The sequence below is a fragment of the Aminobacter carboxidus genome, from assembly GCF_014863355.1.
Classification (GTDB): domain Bacteria; phylum Pseudomonadota; class Alphaproteobacteria; order Rhizobiales; family Rhizobiaceae; genus Aminobacter; species Aminobacter carboxidus.
In genome coordinates this window covers 209,910-234,765 of sequence record NZ_JACZEP010000003.1, presented here as the reverse complement: position 1 = coordinate 234,765, position 24,856 = coordinate 209,910, and the positions used below count along the sequence as shown (strand labels likewise).

The following is a 24,856-nucleotide window of genomic DNA, read 5'->3' as shown; positions in this document are numbered from 1 at the left end:
CAGACATCATGCCATTGCCCACACCCAACCTCTATCCCGCCTTCAACATCGTACGGCTGAGCCATGTCGAGCTGGCCGTGACGGATCTGGCGAAGTCCCGTGCGTTCTATGTCGACACGCTCGGCCTGCAGGTCACTGACGAGACCGCTGATACGATCTACCTGCGCGCCATGGAAGAGCGTGGCCATCATTGCATCGTGCTGAAGCAGAGCGACCACGCCGAAGCCCGTGACCTCGGCTTCAAGGTATTTTCAGACGAAGATCTCGACAAGGCCGAGCACTTCTTCAAGGCCAAGGATCTGCCGGTCGAATGGGTCGAGCGGCCCTACCAGTCACGCACGTTGCGCACCCGCGACCCGCACGGCATTCCGCTGGAGTTCTATTCCCGGATGGATCGGCTGGCGCCGATCCATCAGAAATACGCACTCTACAAGGGCGTGAAGCCCCTGCGCATCGACCACTTCAATTGCTTCTCGCCCGATGTCGACCAGTCGGTCGCCTTCTACAATGAACTCGGCTTCCGCGTGACCGAATTCACCGAGGATGCAGAGACCGGCCGCCTGTGGGCGGCATGGACCCACCGCAAGGGCGGCGTGCACGACATCGCTTTCACCAACGGCCTCGGCCCGCGCCTGCATCACGTCGCCTTCTGGGTGCCGACGCCGCTCAACATCATCGACCTGCTCGACCTGATGGCAACCACGGGTTACGTCGGCAACATCGAGCGCGGCCCCGGCCGTCACGGCATCTCCAACGCCTTCTTCCTCTACATCCGCGATCCTGACGGTCACCGCATCGAGATCTATTGCTCGGACTACCAGACGGTCGATCCCGACCTTGAGCCGATCAAGTGGGACCTCAAGGATCCACAGCGCCAGACGCTGTGGGGCGCCCCTGCCCCACGCTCGTGGTTCGAGGAAGGCAGCACCTTCGCCGGCACCGAGCCACGGCCATCGGCACTCGCCGCGTCGCCGATTATCGCACCGTGAGCAGTGACATGACCGAGCGACCGCGTTTCGCCACCTATACCCACGCCGGCAGGACCAGCTACGGTGCTGTAACCGACCAAGGCATTGTCGACCTCGCCCCCCTTTTCCCACAATGGCCAACGCTGCGCGAGGTCATCGCGGACAACGGGTTTAGTCGACTGGCGGAAGCCGCATCGAAGCGCGCGGCCGACATTGCCGAAGCCGGGGTCAGCTATCAGATCCCGATCTCCACGCCGGAGAAGCTGATCTGCGTCGGGGTCAACTTCCCCGACCGCAATGAGGAGTACAAGGACGGCCAGGCTGCGCCCGGCAATCCGTCGCTGTTCATCCGTTTTCCGCGTTCCTTCGTGGGACATGGCACAGCCCTCGTACGGCCGCCGGAATCGCCGCAACTCGACTATGAAGGCGAGATCGTCATCGTCATCGGCAAAGGCGGACGTCGCATTTTTGAAGGCGATGCGCTCGACCACATCGCAGCATTGTCGCTGTGCAACGAAGGCACGATCCGCGACTGGGTGCGGCACGCCAAGTTCAACGTCACCCAGGGCAAGAACTTCGACGCCACCGGCGCCATCGGCCCCTGGCTCGTGCCCTATACCGACGAATCCCAGCTTGCCGACATTCGCCTGACGACCAGGGTCAATGGCGAGTTGCGGCAGGACGACCGCACCAGCCGAATGATCTTCAGCTTCCGCAAGCTGATCAGCTACATATCGACCTTCACAACACTTGTTCCAGGCGATGTGATCGTCACCGGAACACCGACTGGCGCCGGCGCGCGCTTCGATCCACCGCGCTGGCTGGTGCCGGGTGACATCGTGGAAGTCGAAGCCGAAGGCATCGGCACATTGCGCAACACGATCATGGACGAGCAACCATGAAGCTCTCGCCCCAACAGCATCAGGCTGCCGCGCAGCGGCTCGACCAGGCCGAAAAGCAGCGCAAGCAGATCGGGCTATTGTCGCTCGATCACCCAGAGATGGACATGGAGGACGCCTATGCCGTCCAGGCCCAGTGGGTACAGCTCAAGCTTGCCCAGGGCAACCGCCGGATCGGCTGGAAGATCGGCCTGACGTCCAAGGCGATGCAATATGCGCTCAACATCGACATCCCCGATTCAGGCGTACTGCTCGACGACATGATGTTCGCCGATGCCGCGACCATCCCGGCCGACCGCTTCATCCAGCCGCGCATCGAGGCCGAGATCGCTTTCGTCATGAAGGCGCCGCTGCAGGGTCCGAACACGACGGTGTTCGACGTGCTCAACGCCACCGATTTCATTGCGCCGGCCATCGAGATCCTCGACACGCGTATCCTGCGCAGCGACCCGGCAACGGGCCGCACCCGCACCATCGTCGACACCATCTCCGACAATGCCGCCAATGCTGGCATCATCACCGGCGGACGGCCGATGCGCCCGACCGAGGCCGACATGCGCTGGATTGGCGCCATCGTGTCACGAAACGGCGAGGTCGAAGAAACCGGCCTGGGTGCCGGCGTGCTCAACCATCCGGCAGCCGGCATCGCCTGGCTGGCCAACCGGCTGGCCATGTTCGGCGGTTCGATCTCAGCCGGCGACGTCGTGCTCTCAGGCTCGTTCATCCGTCCCGTCGAGGCACGCCACGGCGACACTATCATGGCCGACTTTGGCCCATTCGGAACCGTCAGCGCCTACTTCGCCTGAGGACATCGTCATGCCCGCACCACGCAACAAATTCAAGGCCGCCCTGCTGAACGGCGACGCCCAGATCGGCCTGTGGCTCGGCCTTGCCAATGCCTATACGGCGGAGATCTGCGCCGGCGCCGGATTCGACTGGCTGGTGATCGACGGCGAGCACGCACCGAACGACATACCCGTCATGGCGGCGCAGTTGCAGGCCATCGCCGCCTCCGGCTCACATCCGGTCGTGCGCCCGCCGATCGGGGAAACTTGGATCATCAAGCAGTTGCTCGACATCGGCGCACAGACCATCCTGGTGCCGATGGTCGAAACCGCCGACCAGGCGCGCGAACTCGTCAAGGCCATGCGCTACCCGCCTCATGGCGTGCGCGGCGTGGGCGCTGCACTTGCCCGCGCCTCCGCCTTCAACCGCATCCCCGATTATCTGGCCACCGCCAACGACCAGACCTGCCTGCTGGTGCAGCTGGAGACCCGGGCTGGGCTCGCCGAGCTTGAAGCCATCGCTGCCGTCGACGGCGTCGACGGCATCTTCATCGGGCCGGCCGATCTCGCCGCCGACATGGGCTACCTCGGCAAGCCCGGTGCGCCGGAGGTGCAGGCAGCTGTGGAGGATGCAATCCGGCGCATCGGCATATCAGGCAAGGCTGCCGGTATCCTCACCTCCGACGCCAGTCTGGCGCAGCGATATCTGGAGCTCGGTGCGGCATTTGTCGCAGTGGGCAACGATGTCGGCCTGCTGGCGCAGGCAACGAGTACACTAGCGGCAAAGTTCAAGGTGGGTGGCGGCGACGACACTCGGGCACCAGGCTCCGGCTACTGAGCCGGCCCTCCCATCTGAAATGCAGAAAGGGCGGCTCCAGGAGCCGCCCTTTCGTTTTGCTGCCCTGCGATCATCCGGCGCCAGCCGCAACCGCATCGCACAGCCGAAGCCGGCGCTCGCTCAGCGCGTGATATGGACCGTCTGCATCTGCATGTACTCTTCGAGCCCCCAATGGCCGAATTCGACGCCGATGCCCGACTGTTTTGCGCCGCCAAAAGGTGCTGCCGGCGATATTGAGCTGTGGTCGTTGACCCAGGCGGTTCCGCATTCGAGGCGCCGCGCCAGTTCTTCAGCCCGTTTGAGATCAGACGACCAGATCGAGCCGCCCAAGCCATTTTCACTGGCGTTGGCGCGCGCGATCGCATCGTCGACGTCGCTGTAACGCACGATCGGCAGGATCGGGCCGAACTGCTCCTCGTCGACGATACGCATGCCGTCGGTCACCTCGGTGACGACTGTCAGCGGGAAGAAGTAGCCGCCTTCGCCAGAGGCTTCGCCGCCTGCCAGGAAGCGCCCGCCATTGGCCCTGGCATCGTCGGCGAGCGCGCGCACCAGATCGAACTGCGCCTTGTTCTGCAAAGGACCGAACTGGCTTGTCGGATCGCTGGCCGGACCGACCTTGGCGGCGCGCGCGAGGGCAGCGATCTTTTCGGCGAGCGCATCGTGCAGGCTCTCATGCACGTAGAGACGCTTGAGCGCCGCGCAGGTCTGACCGCTATTGCCAAATGACTTGGCAAAGATCACCGGCGCGATGGCATCGATATCGGCATCGGCAAGCACGATCGCCGCGTCATTGCCGCCGAGCTCGAGCGTCAGGCGCTTCAGCGTGTTGGCGGCATTCGACATGATGTTGCGCCCGGTCGGCGTCGAGCCGGTGAAGACGATCTTGTCGATGCCGGGGTGGCTGGTGATGGCGCGGCCGATGCCGCCCTCGCCGGTGACCGAATTGAGCACGCCGCGCGGCAGATGCGCATTCGCAAGCTCGACGAGCCGAAGCGTGGTCAAAGGCGTGTAGGAAGACGGCTTGATCACGACGCAGTTGCCAGCCATCAGCGCCGGCATGACGTGCCAGGTGGCGATCAGCACCGGGTGGTTCCACGGCGTTATCGAGCCGACCACGCCAAGCGGCTTGCGGTGAACCTCGATCCTAATCTTCTCGTCGTCGCGGATGACTTCGACCGGCGGCCTGAGCTTTGCCGTTTCGCGCATCCAGTGGATGGCAGCGCCGATCTCGCCATGGGCGCTGGCGCGTGGTTTGCCCTGTTCGCTCGACAAAAGGACTGCCAGCGCCTCCTTGTCGGCTTCGACGGCATTCGCAATCTCGTTGAGCAGACGCGCCCGCTCATCGATTGCCGTGTCGCGCCATGCCGGGAACGCCCCACGCGCGGCTGCAACCGCAGCATCGAGATGCTCCGGACCGGCGGCAGGGCACTGGGCGAAGACCTCCGCCCGCGCCGGGTCGATGACGCCGAACGTGCCCGCGGCCTCCGCCCTCTCGCCATTGATGATCATCGCATGCGACTGCGTCATGGTTGTCTCCCTCGAAATTTGACCGCCGCAGATCGCGGAGCAGGCCCGCGCATGTGCGCGGCCTCGCTTTCATTCAGGCGGCATTGGCGGAAAAGCCGTCCAGCCAGCCCTCGCGAAGCTGCGGCACGGCGCGGATCAGGCTCTTCGTGTAGTCGGATTGCGGCTGTTCGAACACGGCGCGCGTATCGCCATGCTCGACGATGCGCCCCGCCTGCATCACGGCAGTCTTGTGCGAAAAGCGCAGCGCGAGGCCCAGATTGTGGGTGATGAACAGGATACTCAGCCCCTCGTCCTTGATCAGCCGGGTGAGCAGCTTGACGATGCTCTCCTCGACCAGCGGATCGAGCGCCGAGGTGATCTCGTCGCAGATCAAGATGTCGGGTTTTGCCGCCAGCGAACGCGCAATGCAGACACGCTGCTTCTGCCCGCCGGAGAGCGATGCCGGGTAGCGGTCGAGATAGGCCGCCGGCAACTCGATAGCATCCATCAGTTCGCGCAGCCGCTGTTCGGCGGCAGCACCGCGCAACCCGTGGAAATAGCTGAGCGGCCGGCCAACGACGTCGCGGATGGACTGGCGCGGGTTGAGCGCCAGGTCGGGAAGCTGGTGGATGTACTGGATCAGTCGCCTCTGGTCGAAGCTGCGACGCTCGACCAGCGGTGCAAGCACGCTTTCGCGCATGCGGATCTCGCCGGTGCGCGCAGGCTGCAGCCCGGCAATGCTGCGCGCCAGCGTGGTCTTGCCACTGCCAGACTCGCCGACGAGCGCCAGCACCGAGCCGGCGCCAAGCCTGATCGATGCGTCCTTCACGGCAGCGACCCCGCCATAGCCGACATCGACATTGCGCACATCGAGCAAGGTCGCGTCGCTGCCGTCGATGCTGGCGTAACTGCCATCGCCCTGGTGAGCAACGAGCCGCTTGGCATATTCGGTCTGTGGATGGTCGACCAGCTGACGCGTCGGGCCCTGTTCGACCATCTTGCCGTTGCGCATGACGATGATGCGGTCGGCCATCTGCGACACCACCGCCAGGTCATGCGAGATGTAGAGGGCACCGCAATTGTGCGTGCTCGCCACCTTTTTGATCAGCCTGAGCACCTCGATCTGCGTCGTCACATCAAGTGCGGTGGTCGGCTCGTCGAAGATGATCAGATCGGGCTGGTTGATCAGCGCCATGGCGATCATGGCCCGCTGCAGCTGGCCGCCTGAGACCTGGTGCGGATAGCGACGGCCGAAATTCTTGGGATCGGGCAGCTGGAGCTCCTCGAACAACTCGACCGCCATGCGCCGGCGCTGGGCCGAGGTCAGCTTCTGCGCCATGGCGGGGATTTCGGTGACCTGATCTTCCAGCCGGTAGAACGGGTTGAACGCAGCTGCAGCGCTTTGGGCGACATAAGACGCCTTGGTACGCCTGATGGTCTCGAGCTCGGTGGTACCGAGTTCCATCAGCGATTGGCCGCATAGCGTGATCGAGCCTGATGTAGGCCTGCATCCCGATTTGAACAGCATGATCGAGCTCAGCGCCAGCGTGCTCTTGCCGGCCCCTGACTCACCGATGATGCCCAGCACTTCGCCGCGGTCGACATGGATCGAGACGTCATCGAGCAGGACGCCCGTTCGTGTCTCGACGCGCAGATTGTCGATGCTCAGTATGCGATTTCCGCTCATTTCACGTCCGGTTTGTCTGAAAAGCGACCGACGAGCCAATCGACGATCCCATTCACGCTCAGGCAGAAGAGCGCGATGCAGAACGCCGGTATCAGCGGTGTCAGACGGCCGGTTGAAAGGGCCAGCGCATTCTCGCGAACAAGCCCGCCGAGATCAGCCGCAGGTGGCTGGATGCCAATGCCCAGGAAGCTGAGCGAGCTGATGAAAAGTGCCGCGGAGGAAAGCCCCAGTCCGAACTGCGCCAAAAGCGACGGCACCATGTTAGGCAGTATTTCCTTGAACAAATACCAGTGCAGCCGCTCGCCACGCAGACGGCCGACCTCGACATATTCCATCGCCGCCAGGTCGCCGGCGATCGGCCGGGTGACGCGGTAGTAGGTGCTCGACTGCAGCACCGCCATGGTCAGGATCAGCGTCGTCAGCGACACGCCAGCAATGGCGAGGATGATCAACGCGAAGATGATCTGCGGGATCGACATCAGGATGTCGACGGCGCGGCCGATGATGATGTCAGCCCACCCCTTGCTCAAACCGGCGATGATGGCGAGCGACACACCGATCATGCAGGCCAGCGTGGTGGCGATCAGTGTCGCAACGAAAGTGTAGCGCGTGGCGTAGAGGATGCGGGACAGCATGTCCCGGCCAAGACCGTCGGCACCCAGCACACCACCTACGCCCGGCGCGTCGAATGCGGCATGGACCATTTCGTTGGGCGGGAACGGCGCCAGCACCGGCGCAAGGATGGCGGCTGCCGCCATCGTTGCGAGGACAGCCAGGGAAACGGTCAGCGTCAACTTGCTCGACACGGTTCAGTTCCCCTTCCTGGGCAGGCGCTGACGCGGATTGACGAGCATGGCCAACAAGTCGGCGGTGAAGTTGAGTGAGATAAAGATCGTCGAAAACAGCACGCCGCAGGCCAGCACCATCGGGATGTCGCGATAGGCAACCGCGTCGACCATCAGCTTGCCCATGCCCGGATAGTTGAACACGGCTTCGATCACCACGACGTCGACGATCAGGTAGGCCATGGTGATCATGCAGATCGAGACAATCGGCGACAACGCATTGGGCAGCGCGTGCTTGAGGATGATCCTGTTGCGGGGAATGCCCTTGGTCTCTGCCATCAGAATGTAGTCGGAGCTCATCACCCCGAGCACGGCGGCACGGGTCAGCTTCATTACATGGGCCTGCGCGACCAGCACCAGGGTCAGCACCGGCAATGTCAGGGCCGAAATCCAGGTTGGCAGGCTGGCGCTGGAACGGACCATCGACAAGGGCGGAAACAGCCCGAGCTTGACCGCGAAAATGAAGACCAGCAGGTAACCGATCAGGAATGACGGCATCGACAGGAAGATCGCTGAGATCGAACCGGTGGCAGTGTCGAGTGCCTTGCCGCGGTTGATGGCGGCGAGCAAGCCGATGCCGACGGCGAGCGGCAGGACGATCGCCGCCGCCGAAAAGGCAAGGATCAGCGAATTGATCAGCCGCGGCACCAACAGGTTGATCACCGGCTGCGCGTTGGAGAGCGAGGTTCCGAAATCGCCATGCAGCGCATTGCCAAGCCAATGGAAGTAGCGCACCGGCAAAGGTTGGTCGAGGCCCAGCTCCGTGCGCAGGGCCAAGACCGTTTCAGGGGTGGCATTCTGGCCGAGCAACGCATTGGCTGCGTCGCCCGGCAGCATCGACGTTCCCAGGAAAACCAGGAACGAAATGAAAAAGATCGACACGAGCCCGGACGCAACCCTGGCGACTACGAACGATTTCACCGGGGAATTGGCGAACAGAGTCATGCCGTCCAGTCCTGTCAGGCGAACCAGACCTGCTCGATGGCGCGGTAGCCCGCCATCTGCAGAGCCGACGGCACGAAACCGTCGAGGTCGCTGGTCGTGCCTTCGACCGTGCTGGAGAAGAACGGAATGATGGTGCCGCCATCTTCCCGGCAGATCTTCTGCGCCGTCGCATAGAAGGCCTTGCGCTTCTCGAGGTCAGGCTCGGCACGCGCGGCGATCACCGCGGTGTCGAAGTCCTTGTTCACCCACTTGCACTCGTTGTTTCCCGAGGTGCCGAGGAAGGCGACCGAGAAGATCGCATCCGCCGTCGGCCGGTCGGAACGGGCCGAAACGTGGAACGGCGTCTGGCCGACGATGGTTTCCCAATAGCCGTCCGAGGGCTCGCGCTTGACCTCGATCGGAATGCCCGCCTTGGCGGCGTGCTCCTGGAAGATCACGGCCATGTCGACGGCGCGCGACGAGATCGCTTCCGAGGTCTGCAGCACGAGCGGACCCTTGAAGCCGGTCTTGTCGAACAGTTCCTTGGCGCGCTTCGGATCGTATTCGGTCTGCGGCAGTTCGGCGGCGAAGACCGGATCACTCGGTGCCACCGGCGTGTCGTTGGCGATGCGGCCGACGCCGACCGAGACACGCTCAAGCATATCAGGACGGTTGACGGCGAGCTTGAGCGCCATGCGCATGTCGGGATTGTCGAACGGCGCCATGTCGGTGCGCATGTTGAAGCAGATGAAGCCGCGGCCCTCGGTGTTGTAAATCTTGAGGTTCGGCATCTGCCGCATCAGCGGCGCGGTGCGCGCGTCGAGCAGCGTGGTCAGGTGGATCTGGCCGCTTTGGAAGGCGCTGCCCAGTGCCGAGGCATCGTTGATGGCCAGGAATTCGAGGCTGTCGACGAAAGCTGCGTCCGACTTGAAATAGTTCTCGTTGCGCTCGGCTTCGAGAACCTCGCCCGGCGAAAACCTCTTCAGCTTGTAAGGGCCGGTGCCGACACCGTCGAAGGTCGTCGTGCCGGCCGGAACGATGCCGAGCGAGAATGCCGTCAGCATGGCCGGGAACATGTAGTTGGCTTCGGGCAGGTCGATGATGACGCGGTTCGGACCGTCGGCGCGGATATCGGCGACGCCCTTGATGATGCTGCGCATGTTGGAACGCGAGGCCTCTTCGGCATGGCGCTTGAGCGAAAACACCACGTCCTCGCTGGTAAAGGCCTTGCCATTGTGGAACGTGGCACCTTCAACCAGATCGAAGATCCAGGTCTTGCCGCCATTGGACGGCTCCCAGCTCTTGGCGAGGCCGGGCCGCAGTTCCATATCAAGGCCATGCACCTCGATCAGCGAATTGTAAGTGATGCCGGACATGACCGCCGTGTAGGGCGAGCCGAAGGTCCGGGGATCCAGCGAATCCGCAGTCGACGCACCACCGCTCGCCACGACAAGGTGGCCGCCGCGCTTGGGCGCGGCCGCCCAGGCGCCGCCGCCAGGCAATGCCGCCATCAGGCCGGAAGCCGCTGAGATCTTGAGCAGGCTCCGGCGCGAAATCGTAAACATCTTCCTCACTCCCTTTTTCGCAAATTGACCCGCAACGTCGCTTCTCTTGCGACGTTCAGCAGGCATTCCCCTCTGCATTCGGCTTGAAACCAAAGCGGCAAGGCACGGTGCCCGGCCGTTCCTCCATGGTCAGTCGCCGGCTTCTCCCTTCGCCAGGTCGCCCAGCTGGCGCGACTTGACGAATTGCAAACGTCCGTAAACGAGGTTTCTCGCCGCGTCGGGCTCGCGTGCTTCGATGCAGGCAATCAGCGCGCGCTGAAATGCCACCGCGCGACGGGCCACTTCAGGCGACGATCCCCTGACGTAGAGCGGCATCAGAACATGGCTGAGGGCCCTGAACTGTGCTGCGAGCACCCGATTATGTGAGGCTGCAACGACGCAGCCATGAAAATTGATCGCCGCCCAGGTGAACTCCTCGGCGTCGTCGATCAGCCGCTCGGCCTCGCCAAGCGCCTCATGCAATGCCTTGATGTCTATGCTTGTCGCATTGCTGGCGGCAAGCCCCGCCGCCATCACCTCGATGGCGATCTGGGTATCGAGCAGCTCTTCAGTGCTGATGCCGATCAGCTTCAGCTGGATAGCGATGGTCTCGGCCAGGCGCTCGGAATTGCCCTCGGCGACGAAGATGCCGCCCTTGATGCCGACCTTGACCTCGATCACGCCAGACGCCTGCAGTGATCGCAGCGCGTCGCGCATCGTCATGCGGCTGACGCCGAACTGCAGCGCCAGCGAGGCTTCCGAGCCCAGGCGATCGCCTGGAGCAAGCCTGCCGGCGAACAGCACAGTGCGTATCTGGTCGATCACGCTCGCCGAAAGCGTCGTCTGCTTGCCCGAGGACCACAGCCGCTCTGCCGGGCCGACCATCTGGGCAAGACCGCCACCTTCAGCATCAGGTGCCTTTTGCATGCCAATCCCTTTGATAAGATATTTAGGACAAAAAAGAGCATTCAGAGTCGAAAATCAAGCGAAAAATGGCGATTGCGCGACCAAAATTTTTAAACTATCATATATTTCAAGATTGGCGGTGACGAGCTCCCGCCTTCAACAATTTCAATCAGTTGAGTGGGACATGGTCACAGAAGGTCAGATAGATCGCTCGTTGCGCATCGGTTCTGAGAGGGTTCGGGCGAACGATCGCGAGATCCTGCCGGTCATCAACCCCGCCAGCGGCGAAACCATCGGCGAAATCCCGGTCGCAACCACAGCCGACCTGGACGATGCCCTCGCTGCGGCCGCAGCCGCATACCGTTCCTGGCGCAAGGTTTCGGCATTCGAGCGCTACGGTATTCTGCGCCGCGCGGCGGGTTTGCTGCGTGAACGCGCACAAGGCATCGCCCGTGCCATGACGCTGGAGCAAGGCAAGCCGGTCGGCGATTCGATGGCCGAGGTGCATGGCGCTGCTGATATCTTCGACTGGTACGCCGAAGAAGGCCGCCGCGCCTATGGACGCATCATTCCGTCGCGCACCTCAGGCGTGCGCAGCCTGGTGTTCCGCGACCCGATAGGCCCGGTCGCCGTGTTCACGCCGTGGAATTTTCCCGTCACCATCCCGGCGCGCAAGATCGCCGCGGCCCTTGCCGCCGGATGCTCGTGCATTGCCAAGCCGGCCGAGGAAACGCCATCGCCAACCCTGGCGATCGCCCAGGCCCTTGCCGATGCCGGCCTTCCCCATGGTGTGCTCAACATCGTCTTCGGTGTGCCGGACCAGATCTCGACGCATCTGATCGCATCGCCGGTGATCAAGAAGATTTCGTTCACAGGCTCGACCCGCGTCGGCAAGCATCTCGCCAGGCTGGCCGCCGACGGTGTCAAGCCGGCGACGCTCGAACTCGGCGGCCATGCGCCGACCATCGTCTTCGCCGACGCCGACGTCGAGAAGGCAGCCGAAATGACGGCGCGGTCGAAGTATCGCAATGCCGGCCAGATCTGCATCACGCCGACGCGGTTCTACCTGCACGAGTCGATCCACGACAAGTTTGTCGCGAGGTTTCGTGAAGTCGCAGCCTCGCTGAGGCTGGGCGACGGCCTCGATCCGGAGACCCAGATGGGACCTTTGGCGAACGGTCGCCGCATCGACGCCATGGAAAGCCTGGTTTCGGACGCGCAACGCTCCGGGGCGCGCGTTGAACTGGGTGGCGAACGGACAGGCGACCGCGGCTACTTCTGGCAGCCCACAGTTCTGACCGACGTGCCGAACGAAGCGCGGATCATGAACGAGGAGCCGTTCGGCCCGGTTGCGGTGACGCGCCGGTTCAAGGATTTCGACGAGGTCGTTGCCGAGGCCAACAGGCTGCCCTTCGGTCTCTCCGCCTATGCCTTTACCCGCGACACCACCACCGCCACACGCATCGGCGACGAGTTGGAGTCCGGCATGGTCGGAATCAACAACATGGTGCTGACGACGCCCGAGACCCCGTTCGGCGGCGTCAAGGAAAGTGGCTACGGCTCCGAAGGCGGGTCGGAAGGCCTGGACAGCTATCTCGTGACCAAATTCGTGACACAGGGTTGAAGCGTAGCGCAATGACCGAGCATTCCATTCCCAACTTCCGTGAGATCGGTGAAATCACCGGCTCGACCGACTCGCGCGATGTGCTCGCGCACGCCACGCGCCAGGCGGCGAGGAACTTTGACGATTATCTTATCGTCGACGTCGATGCCCACGTCTCGGAAGACCATTTCTGGTCCGAGATCATCGACCTGATCGACAACGACGTGTTGCGCCAGATCGGCCAGCACCAGGTCAAGGGCTTCGGCGGATCGAACGCCCTGCTCAACATCTCGCCGGGCCTGTCGCTGCAGAGTGTCGGCGGCCGCATCGGCCACCAGGGCCGGCGCGAGCCGGTGAACGACGACAGCGTCCACCGCTTCATCTCGACCGCCCGCCGCAGCATGGATGCGATGGGTCTCGACTACCAGGTGGTGTTCCCTAGCGCCATGCTGCTGCTCGGCATGCATCCGCAGGATGAGATCGAGGTGGCGCTGGCCAAGGCGTTCAACCGCTGGATGATCGAACGCATCCTGCCGATCGACAGCCGCATGAAGGGCTTGCTCTATTTGCCCTTCAATTCGCCCGAGGCGTGCGAGGAGCTCGTCGAGCGCTACGGCGACACCGAAGGCATCATCGGCTTCACCGTCTGCTCGACCCGCAACAAGCCGGTCCACCATGACTGCTACATGCGGCTCTATTCGATGATCCAGGAACTGGACAAGCCGCTGGCCTTCCACTCCGGCTACCACTGGGGCGATCCGTCCTTCGCCCAGCTCAACCGCTTCCTGTCGATGCATGCGCTGTCGTTCACCCACTACAACCAGATCCACCTCACCAACTGGATCGTCAACGCGATGCCGGAGCGCTTCCCCAAGCTGAACATGCTTTGGGTGGAAAGCGGCCTCGCCTGGATCCCGTTCCTGATGCAGCGCCTCGACCACGAGGTGCTGATGCGGCCAAGCGAGGCGCCCGGCCTCAAGCGGCTGCCGAGCGAATACATGCGCGAGATGTACTACACGAGCCAACCGCTCGAACGCACCAACATGAAGCTTCTTGAAGCGACCATGGAGGCGATGAACGCCGAGACCCAGCTGCTCTACTCCTCGGACTGGCCGCACTGGGACTGGGACTCGCCGGCGACCATCGACTCGCTGCCTTTCCTCTCCGAACAGGCCAAGCGCAACATCCTCGGCCTGAACGCCGCGCGGCTGTTCAAGCTGGATACGGCACGCCGCAAGCCGCTGGCCGAGGACGTCCTCGCCAATCGCCCGAAAACCGCATCGTAGTGGCACAGACAATGATAACTTCAGAACATGGCGCTGGTTTCAGCGCGGCAGCCGCGTCAATTGCAGCGGCAGCAGACGAGGCCCTTGCTTCGGGAACGCTCGAAAAGATCAGCGAGGCCGACATCGCAGTCGCACTCGCCGCTCTTGGAAAGCTTTACGCGGCCAAGGTCGAGAAGTCGGACAAGATTTTCCCGCCAGTCAACCAGGACGCTCTGACCGCCACCGAAACCGCAGTCCTGGTCAGTGAGCTTCTGCGCGCCGCCGACCTCAACGTGTTCGACCTCGCCATGTGGTTCCGGAGGGCATCGTGAGCGGCGCCGACATGGCGGCGGGAACGTCGCGGCAGATCGTGCTGGGCCGGCACGACGAACTCAAGAAGCGCCAGCGAATGGTCATCGACGTCGATGGCACAGGCATCGGCGTCTACTTCGTCGGCGAGGAAGTCCGCGCTTATCTCAACATCTGCCCGCACATGGGCGGCCCGGTGTGCCAGGGCAAGATCATGCCGCGCACGCTGGAGCTGGTGGCCGACAACGGCAAGAGCCTCGGCCTCGGCTTCTCCAAGGAGCAGTTGCACATCGTCTGCCCCTGGCATGGCTTCGAGTTCGACATGCTCACCGGTCGCCATCCGATCGATAAGAATGTCGGGCTGACGCCCATTCCTGTGCAGGTGAGCAACGGCGACGTTGTTTTGACCGTCAGGGAGCCTCGGCCATGACCTCGGCGCTGAAGACCGACGTCCTCATTGTCGGCGCGGGACCTGTCGGGCTGACGCTGGGCATGATCCTGGCGCAGCGCGGCGTGGCGGTGACGATCCTGGAGACTCGCCATCGCGGCGAGCCGCCGAACGTCAAATGCAATCACGTCTCGGCGCGTTCGATGGAGATCCTGCGGCGTCTGGGCGTGGCCAATGCTGCGCGCAACGCTGGTCTGCCCGAGGACTATGCCAACGACATCGCCTATCGCACCTCGATGACCGGCAAGGCGATTACCCGCATCCCGATCCCCTGCCGGCGCGACCGCTTCACGGCAACCGGCGGGCCCGATACCGACTGGCCGACGGCCGAGCCGCCGCACCGGATCAACCAGCTCTTCCTCGAGCCGATCCTGTTCGAACACGCAGTGGCAATGCCGGGACTGACGGTGCTCAACCGCACCGAATATCTGTCGCACGCTGAGACCACAGACGGGGTAGAGATCAGCGCCCGCAATATCGACTCTGGCGAGCAGACGACGATCTCGGCGCGCTACCTCGCCGGCTGCGATGGTGGCCGTTCGCAGGTCCGCCGCGACATCGGCGCCAAGCTTGTCGGCGACGCCGTCGTCCAGCGCGTGCAGTCGACCTACATCCGTTCACCGCAGCTGCTCGGCCTGATGAACGACGCGCCGGCATGGGCGAGCTTTTCACTCAATCCGCGACGCAGCGGCAACGTCTATGCCATCGACGGCCGCGAGACCTGGCTGGTGCACAACTATCTGCGCGACGACGAACCGGACTTCGACAGCGTCGACCGTGACTGGTCGATCCGCGAGATCCTCGGCGTCGGCCCGGACTTTTCCTATGAAGTCCTGTCCAATGAAGACTGGTTCGGCCGTCGCCTCGTCGCCGACAGCTTCCACAAGGGCAGGGTCTTCATCTGCGGTGACGCAGCACATCTTTGGGTGCCTTACGCCGGCTATGGCATGAACGCCGGCATCGCCGACGCCGAGTGCCTTGGCTGGCTGCTCGCCGCCAACGTCTCGGGTTGGGGCAAATCAGGCATGCTCGACGCCTACGCCGCCGAACGTCAGCCGATCACCGAGCAGGTCTCGGTCTTCGCCATGAACCATGCCCACGCCATGGCCAAGGAACGCAAGGTGGTGCCTGTCGACATCGAGGACGACACACCGGCCGGCGCTGCCGCGCGCGAGACACTGGGACGCAAGATCTACAACCTCAACGTCCAGCAATATTGCTGCGGCGGCCTCAACTTTGGCTACTACTACGACCGCTCGCCGATCATTTCCTATGATGGCGCAGCACAGCCGGCCTATTCGATGGCCGACTTCACACCGTCGACGGTGCCCGGCTGCCGCACGCCGCACATCTGGCTGGGGGACAAGCGCTCGCTCTATGACGCGATGGGCCCCGACTACACCTTGCTGCGGTTCGACCCGGCCCGCGATGCGTCGGCGTTCCTGGCCGCGGCAGCGGCGCGCGGCATCCCGATCCAGCTGCTCGACGTCGTGCCCGGTGACGAAGGCTGTGGCCCTTATGCCGAAGCCTTTGTGTTGTCACGGCCAGACAGGCACGTCGCCTGGCGCGGCGATGCATGCCCGGCGACCCCCGACACTCTGCTCGATACCATCACCGGCACTGCCGCCGCAGTGAACTGAGGCGGGCCCATGCGAACCTTACTGGAATTCTGGAGTGCCCGATGAAAATCATCGACTGTCACGCACACATGGCGGTGCCGCATCAGCTTCCCGCCTACAAGGCCAGCATCCTGTCGCATCGCGGCGCGCATGGCCGCAAGGCGCCGCCGGTTTCCAACGAAGCGCTGGAGCAGGCGTTCAAGCGCGTCGAGATGGCGCCGATGGGCCACCTCGCCTGCCTTGACCAGGCCGGCGTGGACATCCAGATGCTGTCGCCACGCCCGTTCCAGCTGATGCATTCGGAAGAACCGAAGAAGCTCGTCCACTGGTACGTCGAATATGCCAACGACATCATCGCGCAGGAATGCGCGCTCTATCCCGAGCGCTTCTACGGCGTCGCCGGCCTGCCGCAGACCGGCGACAGCCCGATTACCGAAGCGCTTGGCGAACTCGAACGCTGCGTGAAGGAGTTCGGCTTTCGCGGTTGCCTGATCAATCCCGATCCGTTCGAAAACAACGGCCGCATGGCACCGCCGATGGGCGACCGCTACTGGTATCCGCTCTACGAAAAGCTCTGCGAGCTGGATGTCGTCGGCCACATCCATTCGGCGAGTTCGCGGGCGCCTGAGCGCGAGCCCTATTCGCTGCACTTCATCAACGAAGAGACCACCGCGGTCTACGGCCTGTGCAAGTCGACCGTGCTTGATGACTTCCCGGACCTCAAGATCCTGGTCAGCCATGGCGGCGGCGCGATCCCCTACCAGCTCGGCCGCTTCGATGCGACCACCGTGCCGCGCAACGGCATGTCCTCGTCAGGCGTTCGGTTCCGCGATCGGCTGCAGAAGCTCTACTTCGACACAGTGCTCTACTCGCGCGACGCGATCGAGCTGCTGGTCAAGGTGGTCGGCGCTTCGCAGTGCCTCTATGGCGCAGAAATGCCTGGAGTCGGTTCGTCCATCGATCCGGAAACCGGCGAGACCTTCGACACCATCATCCCACACATCAACGGTCTGTCGTTCATCTCAGATGATGAACGCAAGGCAATCCTGGGCGGCAATGCCGCACGGCTTTTCAACATCGAAGCCTGATCAACCCAGGTCACCTGAAGCGCAGCCTTGGCAAACATGGAGGCTACCCTATGGCGAAAATAGTCGGATTCATCTGCACGGCTCACGGGCCGCAACTGCACACCACGCCTGACAAATGGCTGCTGCGCGTCCAGTCGGACCGCACGCGGCAGCATCCGTTCCGCGGCGGCGTCTATACGTTCGACCAGCTCTGCGAACTGCGCAAGGACGAGAACCTTGCCGAACGCAGCACGATGGAGGCGATGACCGCCAACTACGAGAAGTGCCACGTCGCCAGCGAACGCCTGGCCGACGCCTTCGATGCGATGAAGGCCGACGTCGCCATCATCTTCGGCAACGACCAGCACGAGATCTACGGCGAGGACCTGAGCCCGCCCTACATGATCTATTACGGCGACAAGATCCGCCATCATCCCGCGACCGAAGAAGGCCGCCGGCTGATGCCACCGGGTGTCGCCGAGGGCGAAGCCGGCCACGCACCGGAAGAGTACCGCGAATACGATACGGTGCCGGAACTCGCCAAGCACATCATCGGCAATCTGGTCGACAATGAGTTCGACATCACCGTCTCACCCAAGCTGCCGACGCACAATCCGCGCACGACCGGCATCAGTCACGCCTTCGGCCACATCTACCGCCAGGTGATGCGCGACAAGGTCATTCCCAACGTTCCGATCTACCAGAACACCTTTTTCCCGCCGAATCAGCCGACCGCTCGGCGCTCCTACAAGTTCGGCCAGGTCGTCGGCGAAGCCATCCGCTCCTGGAACAGCGACGCCCGCGTCGTCGTCTTCGGCTCGGGCGGCATGAGCCATTTTACCATCGACGAGGACTGGGACGCCCGCTTCATGCAGGCGATGCGCGAAAAGGATGCCGAGTTCCTCAAGAGCATCCCGCTCTCGGAGCTCCAGTCGGGCACTTCGGAGATGAAGAGCTGGATCACCACCGCTGGCGTCATGGAAGCATACGACACCGAGTTCCACGAAGTGGCCTACGTCCCTTGCTACCGCTCGCCGGCCGGCACCGGTACCGCGCAAGGCATGTACTGGTGGGGCGTCAAATCATGAGTACGGAGCTGCTTGAACGGCTGCGCCAGCTCGATGCCTGCTCGGTCTCGGATGCGCTTGACGCGCTCGGGCTGACTGGTGCTGTCACCGGCATCGCCCGCCGCTCCGGCGGCGGCGTTGTCGCAGGGCGCGTCGTCACCGTTGCCCTCGCCAAGGGCCCAGCGCCAGCCGGGGGCCCCAAGGTGCATCTTGGTGCCCGCGCCATCGAGGCCGGCGACGCCAATTCCATCATCGTGGTTTCGCATCCCGGGATCGACGCCGGCGGCTGGGGCGGCGTGCTGACCCAGGCTGCGCGCCTTGCCGGGATACAAGGCGTCATCGTCGATGGCCCGTTGCGAGACGTCGACGAAGCCAACGGGCTCGACTTTCCCATCTTTGCCCGTGCGACAACGGTGCGCACGGCACGCGGCCGCGTCCACGAAGTCGCAACCAATGTGCCCGTCACCATCGAGGCGGTGACGATTGCCCCCGGCGACTACGTCATCTCGGACGGTTCGGGCGCGGTATTCATTGCCGCCGACGAGGCGGAGAAGGTGATCCGGACCGCCGAGCGCATCGCGGCCAAGGAACGCCTGATGGTCGAGGCCCTGAAGTCCGGCAAGCCGGTCTCGCAGGTGCTGGGCGCCGATTACGAAGACATGCTCGAGGCAATGCAATGACCGACCAGGCCGTAGAACGCGCCGGCAACCACGACTGCGCCACCTTGTCCGACGCCATGGACCGGCTTGGCATCGAAGGTGTCTGCCGGGGCATCAAGCCACGCGACCACAAGTTCCGGCTCGTCGGCCGCGCCTTCACCGTCCGCTACGTCCCTGTCGACGTTCTGGCGCCGGGCAATGTCGGCGACTTCATCGACGACCTTCCGGCCGGCACTGTCGTCGTGCTCGACAATCGCGGCCGCGAGGATTGCACTGTCTGGGGCGATATCATGACCCAGCTCGCCAGTCACAAGGGCCTTGCCGGCACGGTGATCGACGGCGCCTGCCGCGACGTCGACCTGTGCCTTCGGCTCGACTACCCGATCTACTCGCGCAGCTATTCGATGAAGACCGGCAAGGACCGCGTCCAGGTCGACGCGACCGGCATAACAGTCGAGATCGGCGGCGCGCTGGTTCGCCAGGGCGACATTCTCGTTGGCGATGCCGACGGCGTCGTCGTCATTCCGAGCGAGCGCGCGTCGGAGGTTCTGGACCTCGCCGACGAGATCGCCACCGCCGAAAACGCCATCCGGCAGGCTATCACCGAGGGCATGTCGCTGCGCGATGCCCGCACCAAGTTTCGCTATCACTCGCTGCAGACGCGCCGGTCATGAACAAGGTCATCCGCAACATCGAGCGCGCCGACGGCGCGACCATCGCCCGGCTAGCCAAAGCCGGCGTCGCCACCACCCATGAAGCTCTTGGCCGCACCGGACTGATGAGCTCCAGGATGCGGCCGATCTATCCCGGTGCCGCCATATCAGGAAGTGCCGTCACGGTCCTGGTGCCGCCTGGCGACAACTGGATGATCCATGTGGCGATCGAACTGATCAAGCCGGGCGACATCCTGGTCGTTGCCCCGTTCTCACCTTCCGACGCCGGCTATTTCGGCGACCTTCTGGCAACGTCGGTCATGGCGCGCGGCGGCATCGGCCTCGTCATCGACGCCGGCGTCCGCGACATCCGCGACCTCACCCAGATGAAGTTCCCGGTCTGGTCGACGGCGATCTGCGCCCAGGGCACGGTCAAGGAAACGATCGGCTCGGTCAACGTGCCGGTCTCGTGTGCCGGTGCGGTGGTCAATCCCGGCGATGTCGTCGTAGCCGACGACGACGGCGTGGTGATCATTCCTCGGGAGCTGGCCGATACCGTGGCACAACTCTCCGAACGGCGTATCGCCGACGAGGAAGCCAAACGCGCCGAACTCGCCAAGGGCGTGCTCAGCCTCGATCTCTTCAATTTGCGGGCCAGGCTCAAAGACAAGGGCCTTGAGTACTGACGCCGGAAACGGCGCCGCAACTTCATCAGCAGCAACAGGTGAACTCATGAAAACTCAGGTCGGGATCATCGGCGCCGGGCCAGCCGGCCTGCTCGTGGCGCGTATTCTCCAGCTCAACGGCATAGACTCGGTGATCCTGGAACGGCGCACGCGTGCCTATGTGCTCGAGCGCGTGCGCGCCGGCGTCCTTGAAGCGGGTACTGTCGATACGTTACGGGCCTACGGTATGGGCGAACGCCTCAATCGCGAGGGCATTCCGATGCGCTCGATGCAGCTGTGCTGGGACAGGCAGAAGGCCGACATCTCGCTCGACGACGGCACCGGCCGGCACCTGACCACCTATGGCCAGCAGAAGATCGTCGAGGACCTGATTCTCCAGCGCGAGGCCGACGGCTTGCCGATCGTCTTTGAAGCCGACGTATCGAGCCTCGACGATATCGAAAACGCACCGCGCATTCACTACCGCCACAATGGCGAAGACAAGGTTCTGGAGTGCCAGTTCATCGCCGGTTGCGACGGCTACCATGGCGTCAGCCGCAGGCATATTCCGGGCTCGGACGAGCATGTCTTCCTGACCGAATACCCGTTTGCCTGGCTCGGCATCCTGGCCGAGGCGGCACCGCTCGCCGCCCGTCGTGGCTTTGCCCATTCGACGCGCGGCCTGGCTGTTGCCTCCGCACGTTCGGCTTCGGTCGGCCGGCTCTATTTACAGGTTGAAACAGACGCCGATCCCAATGCGATGAGCGATCAGCAGATCTGGGATGAACTCGACATCCGCATGGACGACGGCACAGCAGCGCAGCTCAATCGCGGCCCGATCATCGAGCGCAGCGTTGCCCGCCTGCGCGGCTATGTCTGCGAGAAGATGCGCCACGGCCGGCTCGCCATTGCCGGCGACGCCGCGCACATCGTGCCGCCAAGCGGCGGCAAGGGCCTGAACCTCGCCGTCGGCGACGCGCGCATCATGGCCGAAGCCATCCGTCGGCTGCTGACGACCAACGACACGACGCTGCTCGACAGCTATTCGCAGATGTGCCTGCGCCGCATCTGGCCGACCGTTCACTGGGCCTGCTCGATGTGCGAGGCGTTGCACATCTTCCCGGGACAGACGAGTTTCCAGACCCGGATGCAGTACCAGACGCTGAACCACTGGGGGAACACCGAGATCGGACAGCAGCGGCTGCGCAAGGCCCAGCTCGGCCTGCCCTACGAAATCTGAAGCCGGCCCGGGCCGGGACACGGCGCGAGTTGGTCCCGGTTACATCTCGACGAAGCGAAAGGGCGGCGCTCCATATTGGAACGTCGCCCTTGTTTCATTCAGCCGGAAAGGCGCTGTCGACGACCTCAGCCGCAGACGGCCACGATGGCGTTGGCGACGTGAGCGACATTGTTGTCGGTCAGGCCAGCGACGTTGACGCGGCCCGAGCTGGTGATGTGGACATGGTGCTCGACCTTCATCCGCTCGGCGGCGGCCGGCGTAATGCCGAGCATGGCGAACATCCCGCGCTGCACCCCGAGGAAGCCAAAGTCGCGCGTCGTGCGGCCGGCAAGTGCTGCCACCAGTTTTTCGCGCATGCCGTTGATGCGTCCGCGCATTTCGGCGACTTCGCCTTCCCAGGTCGTGCGCAGAGCGGCATCGCCGAGAATATGCGCGACGACCGAAGCACCATGGTCCGGCGGCATCGAGTAGTTGGAACGGACGACCGGCAGCATGTGGCCGTGCGCGCGGCTGGCCGCGGCTTCATCCTTGGCCATCACCGTCAGCGCGCCGACGCGTTCGCGATAGAGCGCGAAGTTCTTCGAATAGGAGCTGGCGATCAGCATTTCAGGAACGCGCTCGGCCAGAAGCCGGACGCCGGCGGCATCCTCGACAAGTCCATCGCCGAAGCCGAGATAAGCAAGGTCGATCAGCGGGGTTGCGCCGGTCGAGGCGAGCAGCTCGGCGATTTCAGCCCACTGCGCCAGGCTCGGATCGGCACCGCCAGGGTTGTGGCAGCAGCCATGGAACAGCACCAGATCGCCGGGACCCGCGGCGCGCAACGCCTCGACCATCCGGTCGAACTGCAGCTTGCCCGAGGCAACATCGTAGTAGGGGTAGCGGACCACCTGGAGGCCAGCAGCGGCCAGCAGCGAAGGATGGTTCGGCCAGGTCGGATCCGGCAGGAAGACCTTGGCGCCCGGCTTCACGCTCTGGGCGAAATCGCCGGCGACACGCAAAGCGCCGGTGCCGCCCGGCGTCTGGATCGCCTGCGAACGCGCGAGCAGGCCGCTGTTGGCGCCGAAGATGAGTTCCCGCGTCAAGCGATTGTAGTCTTCATTGCCGGCCGAAGAGACATAAGCCTTCGACTTCTGGTTCTCCACCAGGAAAGCTTCCGCCTGCTTGACCGTTGCCAGCACCGGTGCGTTGCCCTGCCCGTCCTTGTAGATGCCGATGCCGAGGTCGACCTTGTCGGCGCTCGGGTCGTCGCGAAACTGCTGCATCATCCCGAGCAGCGGATCGGCTGTCGGCGTGGAGAGATTTGAAAACATATCACCCTCTATTGTCTCGTATTATGAGACTTTATCGCGTATTTTGAACATGGTCAACTCGGACTCATCAAGCTGACCTCTTGTGGCGCGCGTCCTCTACCATTTTTCCTGATGTCACACGACAGGGTGCCTGTAGAGCCACGGGCCAGGATCGGATGTCGCGTTTTGCCATTGACTAGCGAGACGATGTAACGCATTATGAGACGACTTTGCATTTCATGTGACTGCTCGCAGGGTTTTGGGACACTCCTCGGCCGGCTAGACGGCCCTGGTCAGAGCCCGCCCTACGATCAAAACCAACCGGAGAAGAGCGGCGTGAGCGGGAAGTACGAACCTATGGAGCTGACCGGAGGACAGGCACTGGTTGCCCAGCTCCTGGAAGAAGGCGTGGCCGACATCTTCGGCATTCCCGGCATTCAGCTCGACTGGGCGGTGGACGCGATCCGCAGCCAGCCGGATCGCATTCGCTACATCATGCCGCGTCATGAACAGGCGACGTCCTACATGGCCGACGGCTATGCCCGCACCACCGGTCGTGAAGGCGTGTTCATGGTCGTGCCCGGCCCCGGCGTGCTCAACGCGCTTTCCGGCCTCGCCACCGCCTATGCCTGCAGCTCGCGCGTACTGTGCATCTCGGGCCAGATCCCTTCGACGCTGATCGGCCAGAAGCATGGCATGCTGCACGAGATTCCGGACCAAAGCGGCATCCTCAAGTCGCTGACCAAGTGGCATGGCATCGCGCATCGCCCCGAAGATGTGCCTGCGCTCGTCCACGAAGCCTTCGTGCAGTTGCGCTCGGGCCATCCGCGCCCGGTCGCCATCGAGCTGCCACCCGACGTGCTGCAGGCCAAGGGCGTGACGACAATCCTGCAGCGCGCCGAATTCAACCGGCTCGAACCGCAGGCCGACGCCGTCAAGGCTGCCGCGACCATGCTGGCGCAGGCGAAGTTTCCGGTCATCCAGGTCGGCGGCGGTGCAGCCGCATCCGGTGCCGGCAAAGCCATCCAGGCGCTCGCCGAGCGGCTTCAGGCGCCCGTCGTCATGACCGACGGTGCACGCGGACTGCTTGATGACAACCACCCGCTTGCCCTGACATCGCTTGGCGGACGCGCAGTATTCCCCCATGCCGACGTGATCGTTGCGGTCGGAACCCGGTTCATCGACGGCATCGCCCGGCCGACCCACGCCAGCGGCGACACCAAATACGTCTACGTCAATGTCGATGCGGGTGCAGCCGGAGCGCCACGCGCGCCGGGCTGCCTGGTGCTGTCAGACGCGACCGCCGCCGCCGAAGCGCTGCTCGAGGCACTGCCGTCCGACGCACGCGCCTCGTCAACCGAAAAGATCGGCAAGGTCAAGGCCTGGTCGGCATCGCAGACCGACGCGATCCAGCCGCAGACCGACTATGTCAGGGCCATTCGTTCCAGCATGGCCGACGACGACATCCTGGTCAGCGAACTGACCCAGGTCGGCTACTTCTCCAATATCGCCTTCCCGGTCCATGCCGCCAATTCCTACGTCACCCCGGGCTACCAGGGCACGCTGGGCTACGGCTTCAACACAGCACTCGGCGCTGCCCACGGCAATCCAGACCGGCGCGTGGTTTCGCTCAATGGCGACGGCGGCTTCGGCTGGGGCATGCAGGAACTGGCGACACTGGCACGCGACGGCTGCAACATGTCTGTCGTGGTGTTCGTCGACGGGCACTACGGCAATGTCCGCCGCATCCAGCAGCGCACCTTCGGCGACACCTTCGCTGTCGAGCTTGCCAATCCCGACTTCGCGCATCTGGCAAGTGCCTTCGGACTGCCCTTTGAAAAGGTGGACTCACCGTCTGGACTTCACGCTGCGCTGACGCGGGCAAAAGACAGCAAGGGACCTGCCCTGATTGCCGTCTCGGTCAGCGAGATGCCGAGCCCCTGGGCACTGATCCACCCCTTCGTGCCTTCGCCTGTCACGCCACCGGCCAACCCGCTGGGCTGAACCTCACCAGGCCCGGCATCCGCGGACGCGCGGTCGGGCCCTCCCTTGATACGGCTTTGGGAT

23 protein-coding genes are annotated in these 24,856 nt (G+C 63.8%); 16 read left to right on the top strand and 7 right to left on the bottom strand.

Annotation, left to right across the window (positions count from 1 at the left end):
• The first annotated feature begins 8 nt into the window (after positions 1-8).
• The 4 genes from hpaD to hpaI are packed head-to-tail and all read left to right on the top strand — an operon-like array spanning position 9 to position 3,490.
• Positions 9-989 carry a 3,4-dihydroxyphenylacetate 2,3-dioxygenase gene (hpaD, locus tag IHE39_RS12990; protein WP_192566743.1) on the top strand — a complete coding sequence of 327 codons (981 nt, stop codon included), beginning with the start codon at positions 9-11 and terminating at the stop codon, positions 987-989.
• A gap of 8 nt (positions 990-997) precedes the next feature.
• On the top strand, positions 998-1,870 hold the full coding sequence (locus IHE39_RS12985; protein ID WP_192566742.1) for a fumarylacetoacetate hydrolase family protein: 873 nt from the start codon (positions 998-1,000) through the stop codon (positions 1,868-1,870).
• Positions 1,867-2,673 (top strand): 2-oxo-hept-4-ene-1,7-dioate hydratase, encoded by an 807-nt coding sequence (hpaH, locus tag IHE39_RS12980; protein ID WP_192566741.1) that lies wholly within the window; start codon positions 1,867-1,869, stop codon positions 2,671-2,673. The genes IHE39_RS12985 and hpaH overlap by 4 nt, the downstream gene beginning before the upstream one ends.
• 10 nt (positions 2,674-2,683) lie before the next feature.
• Positions 2,684-3,490 (top strand): 4-hydroxy-2-oxoheptanedioate aldolase, encoded by an 807-nt coding sequence (gene hpaI, locus IHE39_RS12975; protein ID WP_192566740.1) that lies wholly within the window; start codon positions 2,684-2,686, stop codon positions 3,488-3,490.
• A 120-nt stretch (positions 3,491-3,610) separates the two neighbouring features.
• On the opposite strand, the gene IHE39_RS12970 is transcribed toward hpaI, so the two are convergent.
• The 6 genes from IHE39_RS12970 to IHE39_RS12945 form a co-directional block, all read right to left on the bottom strand.
• A complete protein-coding gene (locus tag IHE39_RS12970) occupies positions 3,611-5,020 on the bottom strand; it encodes an aldehyde dehydrogenase family protein (RefSeq protein WP_192566739.1) in 1,410 nt (469 codons plus the stop codon).
• A 73-nt stretch (positions 5,021-5,093) separates the two neighbouring features.
• A complete protein-coding gene (locus IHE39_RS12965) occupies positions 5,094-6,686 on the bottom strand; it encodes an ABC transporter ATP-binding protein (RefSeq protein WP_192566738.1) in 1,593 nt (530 codons plus the stop codon).
• Positions 6,683-7,492 carry an ABC transporter permease gene (locus IHE39_RS12960; protein WP_280222492.1) on the bottom strand — a complete coding sequence of 270 codons (810 nt, stop codon included), beginning with the start codon at positions 7,490-7,492 and terminating at the stop codon, positions 6,683-6,685. The genes IHE39_RS12965 and IHE39_RS12960 overlap by 4 nt, the downstream gene beginning before the upstream one ends.
• A gap of 3 nt (positions 7,493-7,495) precedes the next feature.
• Positions 7,496-8,476, bottom strand: coding sequence for an ABC transporter permease (locus IHE39_RS12955; RefSeq protein ID WP_210322383.1), 981 nt, complete (start codon positions 8,474-8,476; stop codon positions 7,496-7,498).
• Between the two features lie 14 nt (positions 8,477-8,490).
• Positions 8,491-10,020, bottom strand: coding sequence for an ABC transporter substrate-binding protein (locus IHE39_RS12950; protein ID WP_192566737.1), 1,530 nt, complete (start codon positions 10,018-10,020; stop codon positions 8,491-8,493).
• A gap of 129 nt (positions 10,021-10,149) precedes the next feature.
• Positions 10,150-10,926: a FadR/GntR family transcriptional regulator gene (locus tag IHE39_RS12945; protein ID WP_192566736.1), complete on the bottom strand. Its 777-nt coding sequence runs from the start codon at positions 10,924-10,926 to the stop codon at positions 10,150-10,152.
• Positions 10,927-11,089: 163 nt separating this feature from the next.
• On the opposite strand from IHE39_RS12945, the gene IHE39_RS12940 reads away from it, so the two are divergent.
• From IHE39_RS12940 to IHE39_RS12890, 11 genes are read left to right on the top strand one after another with little or no spacing between them, the layout of a single operon-like run.
• Positions 11,090-12,529: an NAD-dependent succinate-semialdehyde dehydrogenase gene (locus tag IHE39_RS12940; protein ID WP_192566735.1), complete on the top strand. Its 1,440-nt coding sequence runs from the start codon at positions 11,090-11,092 to the stop codon at positions 12,527-12,529.
• An 11-nt stretch (positions 12,530-12,540) separates the two neighbouring features.
• Complete coding sequence (locus IHE39_RS12935) at positions 12,541-13,794, top strand: amidohydrolase family protein (protein WP_184770454.1); 1,254 nt, start codon at positions 12,541-12,543, stop codon at positions 13,792-13,794.
• 11 nt (positions 13,795-13,805) lie between these two features.
• Positions 13,806-14,105: a hypothetical protein gene (locus tag IHE39_RS12930; protein WP_192566734.1), complete on the top strand. Its 300-nt coding sequence runs from the start codon at positions 13,806-13,808 to the stop codon at positions 14,103-14,105.
• Complete coding sequence (locus IHE39_RS12925; protein WP_210327558.1) at positions 14,102-14,512, top strand: Rieske (2Fe-2S) protein; 411 nt, start codon at positions 14,102-14,104, stop codon at positions 14,510-14,512. The genes IHE39_RS12930 and IHE39_RS12925 overlap by 4 nt, the downstream gene beginning before the upstream one ends.
• Complete coding sequence (locus tag IHE39_RS12920) at positions 14,509-16,170, top strand: FAD-dependent oxidoreductase (RefSeq protein ID WP_192566733.1); 1,662 nt, start codon at positions 14,509-14,511, stop codon at positions 16,168-16,170. Before IHE39_RS12925 ends, IHE39_RS12920 begins: the two co-directional genes overlap by 4 nt.
• Before the next feature lie 41 nt (positions 16,171-16,211).
• Positions 16,212-17,237: an amidohydrolase family protein gene (locus tag IHE39_RS12915; RefSeq protein ID WP_192566732.1), complete on the top strand. Its 1,026-nt coding sequence runs from the start codon at positions 16,212-16,214 to the stop codon at positions 17,235-17,237.
• A 50-nt stretch (positions 17,238-17,287) separates the two neighbouring features.
• The gene (locus tag IHE39_RS12910; RefSeq protein ID WP_192566731.1) at positions 17,288-18,304 is read left to right on the top strand and encodes a DODA-type extradiol aromatic ring-opening family dioxygenase; all 1,017 of its coding nucleotides are present in this window, start codon (positions 17,288-17,290) and stop codon (positions 18,302-18,304) included.
• The gene (locus IHE39_RS12905) at positions 18,301-18,963 is read left to right on the top strand and encodes an RraA family protein (RefSeq protein WP_192566730.1); all 663 of its coding nucleotides are present in this window, start codon (positions 18,301-18,303) and stop codon (positions 18,961-18,963) included. The genes IHE39_RS12910 and IHE39_RS12905 overlap by 4 nt, the downstream gene beginning before the upstream one ends.
• A complete protein-coding gene (locus IHE39_RS12900; RefSeq protein ID WP_192566729.1) occupies positions 18,960-19,616 on the top strand; it encodes an RraA family protein in 657 nt (218 codons plus the stop codon). Before IHE39_RS12905 ends, IHE39_RS12900 begins: the two co-directional genes overlap by 4 nt.
• Positions 19,613-20,281, top strand: a complete 669-nt coding sequence (locus IHE39_RS12895; RefSeq protein WP_192566728.1) for a 4-carboxy-4-hydroxy-2-oxoadipate aldolase/oxaloacetate decarboxylase — start codon at positions 19,613-19,615, stop codon at positions 20,279-20,281. Before IHE39_RS12900 ends, IHE39_RS12895 begins: the two co-directional genes overlap by 4 nt.
• Positions 20,282-20,327: 46 nt before the next feature.
• Positions 20,328-21,500: a 4-hydroxybenzoate 3-monooxygenase gene (locus IHE39_RS12890; RefSeq protein WP_192566727.1), complete on the top strand. Its 1,173-nt coding sequence runs from the start codon at positions 20,328-20,330 to the stop codon at positions 21,498-21,500.
• A gap of 125 nt (positions 21,501-21,625) precedes the next feature.
• On the opposite strand, the gene IHE39_RS12885 is transcribed toward IHE39_RS12890, so the two are convergent.
• The gene (locus IHE39_RS12885) at positions 21,626-22,810 is read right to left on the bottom strand and encodes an amino acid aminotransferase (protein ID WP_192566726.1); all 1,185 of its coding nucleotides are present in this window, start codon (positions 22,808-22,810) and stop codon (positions 21,626-21,628) included.
• A gap of 315 nt (positions 22,811-23,125) precedes the next feature.
• On the opposite strand from IHE39_RS12885, the gene IHE39_RS12880 reads away from it, so the two are divergent.
• Entirely contained in the window at positions 23,126-24,793 is a 1,668-nt protein-coding gene (locus IHE39_RS12880) for a thiamine pyrophosphate-binding protein (protein WP_210327557.1), read from the top strand.
• The last annotated feature ends 63 nt before the right edge of the window (positions 24,794-24,856 follow it).